A 15,229-nucleotide genomic window follows, 5' to 3' on the forward strand; every position below is an offset into this window, starting at 1 on the left:
TTTTTTGGTCCCCTTTTTTCCCCCCGCACCCCCGGGGCCTTTACTCCCCCCTCGTGGGGGGGGGGGGGGGGGGGGCCCCCCCCCCCCCCCCCGACGGGCTAGGACTGCGGGTGGAGCTGCGGCGGGAGCTTGCTCGCCGCCGCGCGGTCCAGCAGCCAGAGCGTGCGGCTGGTGCCGCGCGCGCCGGAGGCCGGGGCCTGCAGCTCGCCCGGGCCGGAGAGGGCCAGCGCCACCGCGTCGGCCTTGTCCTCGCCGGCCGCCAGCAGCCAGACCTCGCGGGCCGCCCGGATGGCCGGGAGGGTCAGCGAGATCCGGGTGGGCGGCGGCTTCGGCGCCCCGCGCACACCGACCACCGTGCGCGCGGTCTCCCGCACGCCGGGGTGCTCGGGGAAGAGCGAGGCGACGTGGGTGTCCGGGCCGACGCCGAGCAGCAGCACGTCGAAGGCCGGCACCCGGGCGTGGTCCTCGGGACCGGCGGCATTCGCCAGCTCCTCGGCGTACCGCGCGGCGGCGGCCTCCACGTCCGTGCCGTCCACGCCGTCCGAGGCGGGCATCGCGTGCACCCGGGCCGGGTCGAGCGGGACCCGGTCGAGCAGCTCGTCGGCGGCCTGGACGGCGTTGCGCTCCGGGTCCGCGGCGGGCACGAAGCGCTCGTCGCCCCACCACAGGTCCAGCCGCGACCAGTCCACCGCGTCCCGGGCCGGGGCGGCGGCGATGGCGGCGAGCAGCGCGTTGCCGTTGCGGCCGCCGGTGAGCACCACGGAGGCCGAGCCCCGGGCGGACTGCGCGTCGACGATCTTGGTGATCAGTCGGGCGGCGGCCGCCTGGGCCATCAGCTCCTTGTCGCGGTGCACCACCAGCTGCGGTACCGGGCTCATCCGGCGCTCCGCTTGCGGGGAGCGGCCTTCTTCGTGACGGCCTTGGCGCTCTTCTTGGTGGCCGACTTCTTCGCGGCGGCCGGCACCTTGGCGGTCACCCGGGGGGTGGCCACCGCGGCCTCGACCACGGTCGCGCTCTTGGCCGCCGGAGCGGCCTTGGCCTCGGGCGCGTCCGCACCGGGCTCGCTGAGCCGGTCGACGCCGGTCCGCACCGCCGAGGCGTAGATGTCGTCCGGGTCGAGCCGGCGCAGCTCCTCGGCGATCAGCTCGGCGGTCTCCCGCCGCTTGAGCGCCACGATCCGGTCCGGCGCGCCGGGGATGGACAGGGTGCCCATCAGCCCGTCCTTGCGGTCGAGCACGAACTCGCCGTCCTTGCTGCGCAGCCGCACCGCGGTGATGCCCGGGCCATTGGTGACCACCCGCTCGACCGGGACGGAGAGCCGGTTGGCCAACCACATCCCGAGCAGTTCCACGCTGGGGTTGTACGACTCGCCCTCGACCACCGCCGAGGTGATCTTGGAAGGCCGCTGGTCCAGCGCGGCGGCCAGCATCGAGCGCCAGCCGGTGATCCGGGTCCAGGCCAGGTCGGTGTCGCCGGGGGTGTAGCCGGCGGCCAGCAGGGCCAGCTGGTCCACCGGGGACTCGGCGGTCACCGCGTCGGTGATCCGGCGCTGGGCGAGCGCCCCGAGCGGGTCCTGCGCGGCCTTCTCCGGGGCGTTCTCGGGCCACCAGACCACCACCGGGGCGTCCGGCAGCAGCAGCGGCAGCACCACGGACTGCGCGTGCGAGGCCAGCTCGCCGTGCATCCGCAGGATCACCGTCTCGCCCGGGCCGGTGTCCGAACCGACCAGGATCTCGGCGTCGAGCCGGGTCCCGGCGCGGGCGCGCGGCGAGCGCCCGGCCCGCTTGATCACCGCGAGGATCCGCGAGGGGTGCTCACGGGAGGCGTCGTTGGCCGACCGCAGGGCGTCGTACGCGCTGCCCTCGTCGACCACGATGACCAGGGTGAGGACCATCCCGGCGGCGGTCGAGCCGCTGGCCCGCCGGGCGTCCATCAGAGCACTGTTGATCTTGCTGGACGTGGTGTCCGTCAGGTCGATCTTCATGGCCGGCGCCAGCTCCTGCCGTCTCGTGCGAGCATCTCGTCCGCCTCGGTCGGGCCCCAGGTGCCGGCGGAGTACTGCGCCGGCCGGCCGTGGGAGTCCCAGTACTTCTCGATCGGGTCGAGGATCTGCCAGGAGAGCTCGACCTCCTGGTGCCGCGGGAAGAGGTTGGCGTCGCCCAGCAGCACGTCCAGGATGAGCCGCTCGTACGCCTCCGGGCTGGACTCGGTGAAGGACTCGCCGTAGGCGAAGTCCATCGTGACGTCGCGGACCTCCATCGAGGTGCCGGGCACCTTGGAGCCGAACCGGACGGTCACGCCCTCGTCCGGCTGCACCCGGATGACCAGGGCGTTCTGCCCCAGCTCCTCGGTGGCGTAGGCGTCGAACGGCAGGTAGGGCGCGCGCTGGAAGACCACCGCGATCTCGGTGACCCGGCGGCCCAGCCGCTTGCCCGTGCGCAGGTAGAACGGCACGCCCGCCCAGCGCCGGTTGTTGATCTCCAGCTTGATCGCCGCGTAGGTGTCGGTCTTGGAGCTGGGGTTGATGCCCTCCTCGTCCAGGTACCCGACCACCTCCTCGCCGCCCTGCCAGCCGGCCGAGTACTGGGCGCGCACGGTGTGCAGGCCGAGGTCCTTGGGCAGCTCCACGGCGCTGAGCACCTTGAGCTTCTCGGCGACCAGGGCCTTCGGGTGGAACGAGGCCGGCTCCTCGATGGCGGTGAGCGCCATCAGCTGGAGCAGGTGGTTCTGGATCACGTCCCGGGCCGAGCCGATGCCGTCGTAGTACCCGGCCCGGCCGCCGATCCCGATGTCCTCGGCCATGGTGATCTGCACGTGGTCCACGTAGGACCGGTTCCAGATCGGCTCGAACATGGTGTTGGCGAACCGCAGCGCCAGGATGTTCTGGACGGTCTCCTTGCCCAGGTAGTGGTCGATCCGGAAGACCTCGTCGCGCGGGAAGACCTCGTGCACGACCTTGTTGAGCTCCTGAGCGCTCTTCAGGTCGTGTCCGAACGGCTTCTCGATCACGGCCCGTCGCCAGGATCCCGGCGGCGGGTCGGCCAGCCCGTGCTTCTTGAGCTGCTGGACCACGTTGGGGAAGAACTTCGGCGGCACCGAGAGGTAGAACGCGAAGTTGCCGCTGGTGCCCTGCGCCTTGTCGAGGTCCTCGATGGTCCGGCGCAGGGTCTCGAAGGCCTCGTCGTCGTCGAAGGTGCCCTGGACGAACCGCATGCCCTTGGCCAGCTGCTCCCAGACCTCCTCGCGGAAGGGGGTGCGGGCGTGCTGCTTGACGGCGTCGTGCACGACCTGCGCGAAGTCCTCGTCCTCCCACTCCCGGCGGGCGAAGCCCACCAGGGCGAAGCCCGGCGGCAGCAGACCGCGGTTGGCCAGGTCGTAGATGGCCGGCATCAGCTTCTTGCGCGACAGGTCGCCGGTGACCCCGAAGATCACCAGACCGGACGGTCCGGCGATCCGGGGCAGCCGGCGGTCGGCCGGGTCGCGCAGCGGGTTCGGCGGCAGCAGGTCGGCCTGCCCCTCCGAGGCCCCGATGAGGTCGGGGAATTCCTGTGGATTGCTCACTGGTGGTCTCCGCTTTCAGTGCGTGAGGTGAGCCGGGGTCAGTTGCTCTCGGCCGCGAACGAGGCGAGCGACGCGGTGACCGTGTCGAGCAGCTCCTGCCAGGAGACCTCGAACTTGCTCACGCCCTCGTCCTCCAGCACCTGGACCACGTCGTCGTAGTCCACGCCGGCCGCGGCCAGCGCGTCCAGCACGGCCTTCGCCTCGGCGTAGCCGCCGGTGACGGTGTCGCCGATGACCTCGCCGTGGTCGCCGGTGGCGTCCAGGGTGGCCTCGGGCATGGTGTTGACGGTGCCGGGGGCGACCAGCTCGGTCACGTACAGGGTGTCCGGCAGGGCCGGGTCCTTGACGCCGGTGGAGGCCCAGAGCGGGCGCTGCGGCTTGGCACCGGCCGCCTCCAGGGCCTTCCAGCGCTCGCCGGCCGGCTTCTTGCCGTCCACCGAGCCGAAGACCTCCTCGTAGGCCTGGTAGGCCAGGCGGGCGTTGGCCAGCGCGGCCTTGGAACGCAGCTCCTTGGTGTTGCCGCCGAGCGCGTCCAGGCGCTTGTCGATCTCGGTGTCGACCCGGGAGACGAAGAAGGAGGCGACCGACTCGATCGAGGAGAGGTCGATGCCCTTGGCCTTCGCCTGCTCCAGGCCGGTCAGGTAGGCGTCGATGACGGCCTTGTAGCGGTCCAGCGAGAAGATCAGCGTGACGTTGACGCTGATGCCCTTGGAGATCACCTCGGTGATGGCGGGCAGGCCGGCCTTGGTGGCGGGGATCTTGATGAACACGTTGGGGCGGTCCACCAGCCACCAGAGCTGCTTGGCCTCGGCCACGGTCGGCGCGGTCTGGTGGGCGAGGCGCGGGTCGACCTCGATGGAGACCCGGCCGTCCCGGCCGTTGCTGGCGTCGTAGACCGGGCGCAGCACGTCGGCGGCGTCCCGGACGTCCGAGGTGGTGATCATGCGGACGGCCTCGTCCGTGCTGACCTTGCGGACCGCGAGGTCGCGCAGCTGGCCGTCGTAGGAGGTGTCGCCGCTGCCGGCGATCGCCTTCTGGAAGATGGTCGGGTTGGTGGTCACACCCACCACGTGCTTGCTCTGCACCAGCTCGGCCAGGTTGCCGGAGTTCAGCCGGGCGCGGCTCAGGTCGTCCAGCCAGATCGCCACGCCTTCGTCGCTGAGGCGCTTCAGTGCGTCAGTCATGGTGCTCAGTCCTCTTTTGTTCACATCGGTTTGCGTCTGTGGGGCGGGCAGGCCGCGCACCCGGGATCCGACCGGCGGGTGCGCGGCCGGGGGTTCAGCGGTTGACGGCTTCCAGCGAACGCAGCGACTTGTGCGCGGCGTGCGTGACGGCCTCGGCGGTGATGCCGAACTCCTGGAACAGCACCTGGTAGTCGGCGGAGGCGCCGAAGTGCTCCAGGCTGATGATCGCGCCGTGGTCGCCGACCAGCTCGCGCCAGCCCTGGGCGATGCCGGCCTCGACCGAGACCCGGGCCTTGACGCTCGGGGGCAGCACGTGGTCGCGGTAGGCCTGGTCCTGCTCGTTGAACCACTCGATCGACGGCATCGAGACCACCCGGGTGGCGATGCCCTCGGCCTCCAGGGTCTCGCGGGCCTTGACCGCGAGCTGCACCTCGGAGCCGGTGCCGATCAGGATCACCTGCGGCACCCCGTTGGACGCCTCGGCCAGCACGTAACCGCCCTTCGCGGTGCCCTCGGCGGAGCCGAAGACCTCGCGGTCGTAGGTCGGCACGTTCTGCCGGGTGAGGGCCAGGCCGACCGGGCCGGGGTGGGTGGTGTGGCGCTCCAGGATGGTGCGCCAGGCGACCGCGGTCTCGTTGGCGTCGGCCGGGCGGACCATCGACAGACCCGGGATGGCGCGCAGCGCGGCCAGCTGCTCCACCGGCTGGTGGGTCGGGCCGTCCTCGCCGAGGCCGATCGAGTCGTGCGTCCAGACGTAGGTGACCGGCAGCTTCATCAGCGCGGCCAGCCGGACCGCCGGGCGCATGTAGTCGGCGAAGACCAGGAAGGTGCCGCCGTAGATCCGGGTCTTGCCGTGCAGCGCGATGCCGTTCATGGTCGAGCCCATGGCGTGCTCGCGGATGCCGAAGTGGATGGTCCGGCCGTACGGGCTGGCCGACTTCAGGGCGTTGCCCTCGGGCAGGAAGGAGCTGTCCTCGTCGATCGTGGTGAGGTTGGACTCGGCGAGGTCGGCCGAGCCGCCCCACAGCTCCGGGATCACCGCGCCGAGCGCCTTGAGCGACTCGCCGCTGGCCTTGCGGGTGGCCACGTCCTTGCCGGCCGGGAAGACCGGGAGCTGCTTCTTCCAGCCCTCGGGCAGCTCGCCGGCCTCGATCCGGTCGAACTCGGCGGCCCGCTCGGCGTTGGCGGCGCGCCAGGCCAGGTAGGACTCGTCCCACTCGGCGTGGGCGGCCTTGCCACGCTTGATCACCTGGCGGGCGTGCGCGAGCACCTCCTCGCTGACCTCGAAGGTCCGCTCCGGGTCGAAGCCGAGCACCTTCTTGGTCGCGGCGATCTCGGCCGCGCCCAGCGCCGAACCGTGGGCCTTGGCGGTGTTCTGGGCGTCCGGGGCCGGCCAGGCGATGATCGTCCGCATGGCGATCATGGACGGCCGCGAGGTCTCCGCCTTGGCGGCGGCCAGCGCGTCGGCCAGCGCCTGGACGTCGATGTCGCCGTTGTCCTTCGGGGCCACCCGCTGGACGTGCCAGCCGTAGGCCTCGTAGCGGGCCAGCACGTCCTCGGAGAAGGCGGTCTGGGTGTCGCCCTCGATCGAGATGTGGTTGTCGTCGTAGAGCGCGACCAGGTTGCCGAGCCGCTGGTGGCCGGCGAGCGAGGAGGCCTCGGCGGAGATGCCCTCCTCCAGGTCACCGTCCGAGACGATGGCCCAGATGGTGTGGTCGAACGGGGAGGTGCCGGGGGCGGCCTCCGGGTCGAACAGGCCGCGCTCGTAGCGGGCGGCCATCGCCATGCCCACCGCGTTGGCGATGCCCTGGCCGAGCGGGCCGGTGGTGGTCTCCACGCCCGCGGTGTGGCCGTGCTCGGGGTGGCCCGGGGTGCGGCTGCCGTGCACCCGGAACGACTTGAGGTCGTCCAGCTCCAGGCCGTAGCCGGAGAAGAAGAGCTGGGTGTAGAGGGTCAGGCTGGTGTGGCCCGGGGAGAGGACAAAGCGGTCGCGTCCCACCCAGCTGGGGTCGGTCGGGTCGTGGCGCAGGAAGCGCTGGAAGATGAGGTAGGCCGCGGGGGCGAGGGACATGGCCGTCCCCGGGTGCCCGTTGCCGACCTTCTGGACCGCGTCCATGGCCAGGACCCGGGCCGTGTCCACCGTCCGCTCGTCCAGCTCGGTCCACTCGATAGCGTTCGTCGGCGTCGTGCTCACCCTTCTCAGGGCTCCTTCCATTACTGAAGTGTGACCCCGTGAAGGGGACCGGGTCGGCCACGTCGCTGTGGACCAGACGTTTGGGCGGTGCCGGTCACGGAGGGTTGATCCCGCTTCTCCGAGCGAGCCTACCGCCCGGGCCGGGGCCCGCCCCCCCGTGCCGGGGCAACCGCGAGGCCCGCGCGGCGATTCCCGTTCGTGTCGGAGGCGGTGCCGACGGCGTGCCGAGGCCTGCCGCCGCCCGCCCCTCGTACCACCTTCGCCCGATTTGTCGCCGGCCGCTCCTTGGTGAGCTGGGGAGTTCACCCACGGGTGTGCGGCTTGGCCCCGTCATCGGACCCCGGGGCCGGGCGGGAGATATGCACCGTCTAAGGTGGCGTGGTACGCGCAGCGTGAACGGATTCACGAGCAATCGACCCGTGGACGCCTGCGAAGATTCATCTTCAGTTGGGGTGTTCGTGACCGCCGTCGAATCCCGCCCCGCCGGGGTCCTCGGAACGACGCCCGCGCGCCGGCCGCTCGGGGCCCGTGTCGGGGCATTCGTCGCACTGACCAAGCCTCGGATCATCGAGCTGCTGCTGATGAGCACCGTGCCGGTGATGTTCCTGGCGCAGCGCGGCGTGCCGAACCTGTTGCTGGTCCTCGCCGTGGTGATCGGCGGGTACCTCTCGGCCGGTGGCGCCAACGCGCTGAACATGTACATCGACCGGGACATCGACGCGGTGATGTCGCGCACCGAGCGCCGGCCGCTGGTCACCGGGATGGTCTCGCCGCGCGAGGCGGTGGTCTTCGGGATCAGCCTCGCCGTGCTGTCCACCGCCTGGCTGGCCTACTTCGTCAACTGGCTGGCCTCCGGGCTGGCCCTGGCGGGGCTGCTCTTCTACGTCTTCGTCTACACCCTCGGGCTGAAGCGGCGGACCGCGCAGAACATCGTCTGGGGCGGCATCGCGGGCTGCATGCCGGTGCTGGTCGGCTGGGCGGCGGTCAAGGACTCGCTGGGCTGGGCGCCGTTCATCCTCTTCCTGGTGATCTTCTTCTGGACGCCGCCGCACTACTGGCCGCTCTCCATGAAGGTCCGCGAGGACTACGAGAAGGCCGGGGTGCCGATGCTCCCGGTCACCGCCGGCAACCTGGCGGTCGCCCGGCAGATCGTCATCTACTCCTGGGTGATGGTCGGCGTCTCGCTGCTGCTCTGGCCGCTGGCGCACACCAGCTGGCTGTACCCGGTCTCCGCGGTGCTGCTCGGCGCGTTCTGGCTGAAGGAGGCGCACGGGCTGCACGCGCGCGCCAAGGCCGGGGTGGTCGGCGCGAAGCTCAAGGAGATGCGGCTCTTCCACTGGTCGATCACCTACCTGACGCTGCTGATGGTGGCGATCGCGGTGGACCCGTTCATCAAGTAGGTCGTCCGGCAAGTAGGTCGTTCGACCGTTCGCCCCCGGCCCCGGCGCTCCCGCAGCGCCGGGGCCGCGGTGGGTCCGGGGGCGTCCCGCGTCCCGGGGGCGCCGTCTCCGGGGGCGTCGGCGGGCTGTGGCCGGGGGCACATCGCCCAGCTGTCGCCGTGGCGTCTACTCGTGGGTAGCATGCGGGCATGAGCAGCGCAGAGACCCCCGCCCCCGCCGCGTCGGACGCCCGCACCGAGCGCCGCGCCCAGCGCATCGCCAAGCACCTGACCGCCTTCGCCCGGCAGCACGGCGGTGGCGCCGACGGCGTGGTGGAGTACGTCGGCCGGGTGGGCACCCGGATCGTCCTGGTCGGCGCGGACGGTGTCTGGGGCGACCAGGTGGCCCCGAGCTACGCCGTCGGCCGGCGGGCCGCCGAGCTGGCCGGGCTGACGCTGCACGACTCCTTCGAGGGCGAGCTCGCCCTGAAGGTGCGGACCGGTCCGTACGAGTGGAAGCGCATGGCGGGCATCCAGCTCGGCGGCTGAGGCCGGTACGCCGACGGCCCTGACCCCCAGGTGCGGTGGGGTCAGGGCCGTCGTCCGTTGGTACGTCGTTCGTCCGCCGTCGTCGGTGGTCCGCCGTCGTCCGTTGCCTCAGGCCGGGGTGGCGGCGGTTTCCGGGATCTCCTGCGCGGGCAGCGCGGCCGGAGCCTCGACGTCCTCCCGGGCGCGCAGCGCCAGCGGGATCCGCAGCACGGCGATCCAGGTCAGCGCGGCGCCCAGCATGTGGATACCGACCAGCAGCTCGGGCGCGTCGGTGAAGTACTGCACGAAGCCCACCGCGGCCTGCGCGAGCAGCACGACGAACAGCTCCCGGGCCCGGGCCCGGGCGGCCGGCGGGGCCTTGACCGCGGCCAGCACGAAGATCACCGCGAGTGACAGGCCGACCGTGAGGCAGGCGAAGTCGGTGTGCAGCTGGGCCAGCCGGTCGTAGCTGACCGGGACCCGCGGCACGTCGCTGGAGTCGCCCGGGTGGTGCCCGGCGCCGGTCACCATCGTGCCGGCGACCACCAGCGCGCCGGTGACGCCGACCAGCAGCTGGCTCAGCCGGAGCACGGGTTGGGCGACCAGCGGCCGGGGCGGCCCGTCGCCCTCCTTGGCCCGCTCCCAGGTCAGCAGCGCGACCCAGACCAGGGCCAGCGCCGACAGCATGTGCGCGGCGACCACGTACGGGTTGAGCTTGACCAGCACGGTGATCCCGCCGAGCACGGCGTTGCTCATCACCACCCAGAACTGCCACCAGCCCAGCCGGGTCAGCGACCGCCGCCACGGCGTCGCGCAGCGCGCCGCCAGGATGGCCCAGCCGACCGCCGCGCACAGCACGTAGGTCAGCATCCGGTTGGTGAACTCGATGATCCCGTGGAAGCCCATGGCCGGCGTCGGCGTGACGCTGTCCCCGGTACAGGTCGGCCAGGTCTTGCAGCCGAGGCCCGATCCGGTCAGCCGGACCGCGCCACCGGTCACCACGATCACGACGCTCATCACCAGCGCGGCGAGCGCGGCCCGCCGCACCACCTCGACGGACGGGTGCCAGCGCTCGGCCAGCAGGGAGAAGGGGGTACGCACGGATTCATCCTAGGTTGCGAGGTCCACGATCTTGCGGTGGGGGCACAGGTCCTGGTGTTCATCCGGCTGACCGGATTTGAGCCCTTGGTGATCCTTTTTGATCTCCATTCCCTTGATCATGTGAACAGTTGTGATGAACGCGACTTTTTTCTGACGAACTGCTGTTGCCCGAGGTGGGAGTTGTGATGGGCTGTTCCAGCATGTCCGTAGATGAACCGCCAGGCCTGATCCGGCCGTTCCTGGTGGGGGAGCGCCGGCGCGGGTGCCGGTAGAGTCCCCGGAATCGGATGCCGCCGGTGGTCATGACGGACCGTCAACGCCGGTGCCGCATAGGCTCGTTCGGAAGGATCATGGGTATGGCACGACAGGGGTGGGTATCCCGCCGAGGGCTCGCGGCTGCCGCGGTGGCTGCGGTGGCCGGCACGGGGCTGATGGCCGGTACGGCGTCGGCGCACACGGCTGCGATCAGCGCGACCTGCAGCGTGGTCACGATTGACCTCAACTACTACGACGCCAGTGCGACGAACACGTTCTCGCTCACCATCGATGGGCAGACGGTGGTGGACAACCAGTCGTTCAAGACCGCTGTCCACCAGACCTACCCGGTGGCGGCGCACACCCAGGCCGAGACGGCCGTCCTCTCCGTGAAGGCCGGGGACGACCCGACCGGGAGCAAGGGCTGGACCGTGACGAAGAGCGCGAACATCGACGTCTGCCAGACGCCGACCCCGCCGTCCTCGCCCACGCCGCCGTCCTCGCCGACCCCGCCTCCGCCGTCCCCGTCGCAGTCGGCCCCGGCTCCGTCGCCGAGCGCCTCCACGACCCCGCCGAGCTCGCCGACCCCGAGCCCGTCGGCTCCGGCCTCGGTCGCGCCGACCACGGCCGCGCCGGTGCCCTCGCCGAGCAGCACCTCGCCGTCGCTGGCGTTCACCGGTGGTGGCGGTGACGCGGGCCTGATCGGTGGCGTGGGTGCCGCCGTGATCGTCGTCGGCGGTGGGCTGGTCTTCATGAGCCGTCGTCGCCGGGCGGCCGGTCGGCACTGAGCCGTCGGGGAGTGAACTGAGGTAGACGACAGGAAGGCGGGGGGGGGGGGGGGGGGGGCCCCCCCCCCCCCCCCCCCGCCTTCCGCGTATCGGTGGGCCTACTCCCAGCGGAAGAAGCGGGCCGCCGCGGCCAGGCCCAGCACGGCCCAGACGGCCAGCGTGCCCAGGTCGGACCAGGGCACCCCGGCGCCGGTCTGCAGCACCGAGCGCAGGCCGTCCGAGAGGGCGCTGATCGGCAGCAGCTCGAGGGCGCTCCGCACCGCCGAGGGGAACTTGGAGAGCGGCACGATCACCCCGCCGGCCAGCAGCAGCAGGATGAAGACCAGGTTGGCGGCGGCCAGGGTGGCCTCGGCGCGCAGGGTGCCGGCCATCAGCAGCCCGAGGCCGGAGAAGGCGGCGGTGCCGAGCACCAACAGGGCCACGACGGTGAGCGGGTTGCCGTGCGGGGACCAGCCGAGCGCCAGCGCGATCAGCGAGAGCAGGGTGACCTGCAGCGCCTCGGTCACCAGCACGCAGCCGGTCTTCGCGGTGAGCAGTGCCCAGCGCGGCAGCGGGCTGGCGCCGAGCCGCTTGAGCACGCCGTAGCGGCGCTCGAAGCCGGTGGCGATCGCCTGGCCGGTGAAGGCGGTGGACATCACGGCGAGTGCCAGCAGCCCGGGGGCCAGGAAGTCCACCCGGCTGCCCGGTCCGGTCACCGCGACCACGTCGACCGAGCTGAACAGCACCAGCAGCACGGTCGGGATCACCACGGTGAGCAGCAGCTGTTCGCCGTTGCGCAGCAGCATCCGGGTCTCGAAGCCGGTCTGCGCCAGCAGCATCCGCCCGACCGGGGCCGCCCCGGGCTCGGGGGTGTAGGTCCCTGGAGTGGTCACGAGCGCAGCTCCCGTCCGGTCAGTTCGAGGAAGACGTCTTCGAGGCTGCGGCGCTGCACCGTCAGCTTCTCGGGCAGCACGCCGGACTCGGCGCACCAGCCGGTCACCAGGGCGACCAGCTTGGGGTCCATCGGGGTCGCCTGTACCCGGTACGAGCCGGGGGCCAGCTCCACCGCGGCCGCGCCGTCCGGCAGCACCTTGGTGAGCGAGCCGAGGTCGAGTCCGGGTGGGCCGTCGAAGTGCAGGCTGCTCTCGGCGCCGCCCCGGCAGAGCTCCTCCGGGCTGCCGGTGGCGATCACCCGGCCGTGGTCGACGATGTTGACCACGTCGCAGATCTGTTCGGCCTCGTCCAGGTAGTGGGTGGTGACCACCACGGTCACCCCGTCCCGGCGCAGGTCGGCGATCAGCTCCCAGGTGGCGCGGCGGGCCTGCGGGTCGAGGCCCGCGGTCGGCTCGTCCAGGAAGGCCAGCTCGGGGCGGCCGACCACGGCCATCGCCAGGGCGAGCCGCTGCTGCTGGCCGCCGGAGAGCCGGCGGTAGGTGGTCCGGTCGCAGGAGCCGAGGCCGAGCCGTTCGACCAGGGCGTCCACGTCCAGCGGGTGGGCGTGCAGCCTGGCGGTGTGCCGGAGCATCTCGACGGCGCGCGCCCCCGGGTACACGCCGCCCGCCTGGAGCATCACGCCGATCCGGGGGCGCAGCCGGGCGGCGTCCGCGACCGGGTCGAGGCCGAGCACCCGGACCGTGCCGGCGTCCGGGCGGCGGTAGCCCTCGCAGGTCTCGATGGTGGTGGTCTTGCCGGCGCCGTTCGGGCCGAGCACGGCGGTGACGGTGCCGCGCGCGATGGTCAGGTCGAGGCCGTCCACCGCGGTCTTCGTGCCGTAGCGCTTGACCAGCCCGGCCACTTCGACCGCGGGTTGTGTGTGCATATCGGCGAGTGTAAGAGGCCGCCGTGCCCGCTCCGGAGGGTGCCCCGAATGATCCGTTCCATCACGCAGGTAAGCCTTACCTGCGTGATGGAGCCCACGGTTGAGGCGTGGATCACGGCTTGTTGGACCGGAAGTAATTACGCAACAATGGTGTTGTGAAAAACATGCGCGAGCGCCAGCGGGAGACGGAGGCCGAGGCGGCCCCCGATTTTCCGGTGCCCGCGACCTCGGCGGAGGTGCTGCTGGACGGGCACCGGGCCACCCGGGACCGGGTCGCCCGGTCGATCCTGGACCACGGCCCCTCCTCCGCCGCCGATCTGGCCAGCCGGCTCGGCCTCACCGCCGCCGCGGTCCGCCGCCATCTGGACGGGCTTGCCGCGGCCGGCCTGGTCGAGTCCCGCGAGCAGCGGGTCTACGGCAGTCGTGGCCGGGGCCGTCCGGCCAAGGTCTTCGCGCTCACCGAGTGCGGCCGGGACGCCTTCTACCAGGCGTACGACCAGCTCGCCGCCGACGCGCTGCGCTGGATCGCCGAGGCGGCCGGCGGCGGCAAGGCGGGGGAGGAGGCGGTGGCCGCCTTCGCCCGGGCCCGCTTCGGCCGGCAGGGCGAGCGCTACCTCAGCGTGCTGGAGCGGGCCGCGGCCGGCCAGCGCACCGAGGCGCTCGCGCAGGCCCTGAGTGCCGACGGGTACGCTGCCACGGTGCGGCGTGTCCCGTCGGCGTCCGGGAAGGCGGGCCCAAGCTCCCCCGCCGGCGCCCAGCTCTGCCAGCACCACTGCCCGGTCGCGCACATCGCCGAGCAGTTCCCCCAGCTCTGCGAGGCGGAGACCGAGGTCTTCTCCCAGCTCCTGGGCACCCATGTGCAACGGCTGGCCACCATCGCCCACGGCGACGGGGTCTGCACCACTTATGTGCCGGCACCCGGTGCCGCACCGTCGCCCGCGCCCGAAGCGGACTCCGGTGCAGCGCCGACTGCCGGTACGACCACCGAAGAACCGACTGCGTCCGCGCGGAGGAACCCGCATGACTGACACCGTTTCCCACCCGGAGCTCGAAGGTCTGGGCACCTACGAGTACGGCTGGTCGGACCCCGACGCGGCCGGCTCGGTGGCTCGACGCGGCCTGAGCGAGGAGGTCGTCCGCGACATCTCGGCCAAGAAGTCCGAGTCGGAGTGGATGCTCAACCTGCGGCTCAAGGGCCTGAAGCTGTTCGAGAAGAAGCCCATGCCGACCTGGGGTTCCGACCTCTCCGGCATCGACTTCGACAACATCAAGTACTTCGTGCGCTCCACCGAGAAGCAGGCCGAGTCCTGGGAGGACCTGCCCGCCGACATCAAGGCGACGTACGACAAGCTCGGTATCCCGGAGGCGGAGAAGCAGCGTCTGGTCGCTGGTGTCGCCGCGCAGTACGAGTCCGAGGTCGTCTACCACCAGATCCGCGAGGACCTGGAGCAGCAGGGCGTGATCTTCCTCGACACGGACACCGCGCTCAAGGAGCACCCGGAGCTCTTCCACGAGTACTTCGGCACCGTGATCCCGCCCGGCGACAACAAGTTCGCCTCGCTGAACACGGCGGTCTGGTCCGGCGGCTCGTTCATCTACGTGCCGAAGGGCGTGCACGTGGACATCCCGCTGCAGGCCTACTTCCGGATCAACACCGAGAACATGGGCCAGTTCGAGCGGACGCTGATCATCGTCGACGAGGACGCCTACGTCCACTACGTCGAGGGCTGCACCGCGCCGATCTACTCCTCGGACTCGCTGCACAGCGCCGTGGTCGAGATCATCGTCAAGAAGGGCGGCCGCTGCCGCTACACGACGATCCAGAACTGGTCGAACAACGTCTACAACCTGGTCACCAAGCGGGCCGTGGCGTACGAGGGCGCGACCATGGAGTGGGTCGACGGCAACATCGGCTCCAAGGTCACCATGAAGTACCCGGCCGTCTACCTGATGGGTGAGCACGCCAAGGGCGAGACCCTGTCGATCGCCTTCGCGGGCGAGGGCCAGCACCAGGACGCCGGCGCCAAGATGGTGCACATGGCGCCGAACACCTCCTCCAACATCGTCTCCAAGTCGGTGGCGCGCGGCGGCGGCCGGACCAGCTACCGCGGTCTGATCGAGATCGGCGAGGGCTCCAAGGGCGCCAAGTCCAACGTGCTCTGCGACGCGCTGCTGGTCGACACGATCTCCCGCTCGGACACCTACCCGTACGTGGACGTCCGCGAGGACGACGTGTCGATGGGCCACGAGGCGACCGTCTCCAAGGTCAGCGAGGACCAGCTCTTCTACCTGATGAGCCGCGGCATGACCGAGTTCGAGGCGATGGCGATGATCGTCCGCGGCTTCGTCGAGCCGATCGCCCGGGAGCTGCCGATGGAGTACGCGCTGGAGCTCAACCGGCTGATCGAGCTGCAGATGGAGGGCTCCGTCGGCTGACGCCAG

The 15,229-nt window shown here is 71.5% G+C and carries 13 protein-coding genes; 5 read left to right on the forward strand and 8 right to left on the reverse strand.

The window, feature by feature from the left end; translation table 11 throughout:
* Positions 1-98: 98 nt before the first annotated feature.
* The 5 genes from pgl to tkt all read right to left on the reverse strand — a co-directional run bounded on the left by pgl (position 99) and on the right by tkt (position 6,939).
* The gene (gene pgl / locus ACZ38L_RS00400) at positions 99-878 is read right to left on the reverse strand and encodes a 6-phosphogluconolactonase (protein WP_396560114.1); all 780 of its coding nucleotides are present in this window, start codon (positions 876-878) and stop codon (positions 99-101) included.
* Positions 875-1,984, reverse strand: a complete 1,110-nt coding sequence (gene opcA, locus ACZ38L_RS00405) for a glucose-6-phosphate dehydrogenase assembly protein OpcA (RefSeq protein WP_465687740.1) — start codon at positions 1,982-1,984, stop codon at positions 875-877. The genes pgl and opcA overlap by 4 nt, the downstream gene beginning before the upstream one ends.
* Positions 1,981-3,504 carry a glucose-6-phosphate dehydrogenase gene (zwf, locus tag ACZ38L_RS00410; RefSeq protein WP_396560699.1) on the reverse strand — a complete coding sequence of 508 codons (1,524 nt, stop codon included), beginning with the start codon at positions 3,502-3,504 and terminating at the stop codon, positions 1,981-1,983. The genes opcA and zwf overlap by 4 nt, the downstream gene beginning before the upstream one ends.
* Positions 3,505-3,599: 95 nt before the next feature.
* Positions 3,600-4,745 carry a transaldolase gene (tal, locus tag ACZ38L_RS00415; RefSeq protein WP_465687742.1) on the reverse strand — a complete coding sequence of 382 codons (1,146 nt, stop codon included), beginning with the start codon at positions 4,743-4,745 and terminating at the stop codon, positions 3,600-3,602.
* A gap of 94 nt (positions 4,746-4,839) precedes the next feature.
* The gene (gene tkt, locus ACZ38L_RS00420) at positions 4,840-6,939 is read right to left on the reverse strand and encodes a transketolase (RefSeq protein ID WP_465687744.1); all 2,100 of its coding nucleotides are present in this window, start codon (positions 6,937-6,939) and stop codon (positions 4,840-4,842) included.
* Between the two features lie 452 nt (positions 6,940-7,391).
* Between tkt and ACZ38L_RS00425 the strand changes: the two genes are divergently transcribed.
* Together ACZ38L_RS00425 and ACZ38L_RS00430 are read left to right on the forward strand one after the other, a co-directional pair.
* Positions 7,392-8,339: a heme o synthase gene (locus ACZ38L_RS00425; RefSeq protein WP_396560121.1), complete on the forward strand. Its 948-nt coding sequence runs from the start codon at positions 7,392-7,394 to the stop codon at positions 8,337-8,339.
* Positions 8,340-8,527: 188 nt separating this feature from the next.
* Positions 8,528-8,866: a hypothetical protein gene (locus ACZ38L_RS00430; RefSeq protein WP_465687747.1), complete on the forward strand. Its 339-nt coding sequence runs from the start codon at positions 8,528-8,530 to the stop codon at positions 8,864-8,866.
* Positions 8,867-8,974: 108 nt separating this feature from the next.
* On the opposite strand, the gene ACZ38L_RS00435 is transcribed toward ACZ38L_RS00430, so the two are convergent.
* On the reverse strand, positions 8,975-9,946 hold the full coding sequence (locus tag ACZ38L_RS00435; protein ID WP_465687749.1) for a COX15/CtaA family protein: 972 nt from the start codon (positions 9,944-9,946) through the stop codon (positions 8,975-8,977).
* A gap of 356 nt (positions 9,947-10,302) precedes the next feature.
* Here ACZ38L_RS00435 and ACZ38L_RS00440 point away from each other — a divergent pair, with 356 nt between their 5' ends.
* Positions 10,303-10,989: a hypothetical protein gene (locus ACZ38L_RS00440; RefSeq protein ID WP_465687751.1), complete on the forward strand. Its 687-nt coding sequence runs from the start codon at positions 10,303-10,305 to the stop codon at positions 10,987-10,989.
* 98 nt (positions 10,990-11,087) lie between these two features.
* Here ACZ38L_RS00440 and ACZ38L_RS00445 read toward each other — a convergent pair whose 3' ends face one another.
* Together ACZ38L_RS00445 and ACZ38L_RS00450 are read right to left on the reverse strand one after the other, a co-directional pair.
* Positions 11,088-11,861 (reverse strand): ABC transporter permease, encoded by a 774-nt coding sequence (locus tag ACZ38L_RS00445; protein ID WP_465687753.1) that lies wholly within the window; start codon positions 11,859-11,861, stop codon positions 11,088-11,090.
* On the reverse strand, positions 11,858-12,787 hold the full coding sequence (locus ACZ38L_RS00450) for an ABC transporter ATP-binding protein (protein WP_465687755.1): 930 nt from the start codon (positions 12,785-12,787) through the stop codon (positions 11,858-11,860). The genes ACZ38L_RS00445 and ACZ38L_RS00450 overlap by 4 nt, the downstream gene beginning before the upstream one ends.
* Positions 12,788-12,951: 164 nt before the next feature.
* Here ACZ38L_RS00450 and ACZ38L_RS00455 point away from each other — a divergent pair, with 164 nt between their 5' ends.
* Together ACZ38L_RS00455 and sufB are read left to right on the forward strand one after the other, a co-directional pair.
* Positions 12,952-13,815 (forward strand): helix-turn-helix transcriptional regulator, encoded by an 864-nt coding sequence (locus tag ACZ38L_RS00455; RefSeq protein ID WP_465687757.1) that lies wholly within the window; start codon positions 12,952-12,954, stop codon positions 13,813-13,815.
* Positions 13,808-15,223, forward strand: a complete 1,416-nt coding sequence (gene sufB, locus ACZ38L_RS00460) for a Fe-S cluster assembly protein SufB (RefSeq protein ID WP_396560135.1) — start codon at positions 13,808-13,810, stop codon at positions 15,221-15,223. Before ACZ38L_RS00455 ends, sufB begins: the two co-directional genes overlap by 8 nt.
* Positions 15,224-15,229: the final 6 nt, after the last annotated feature.

It is taken from the genome of Kitasatospora sp. NPDC024654 (genome assembly GCF_055559155.1).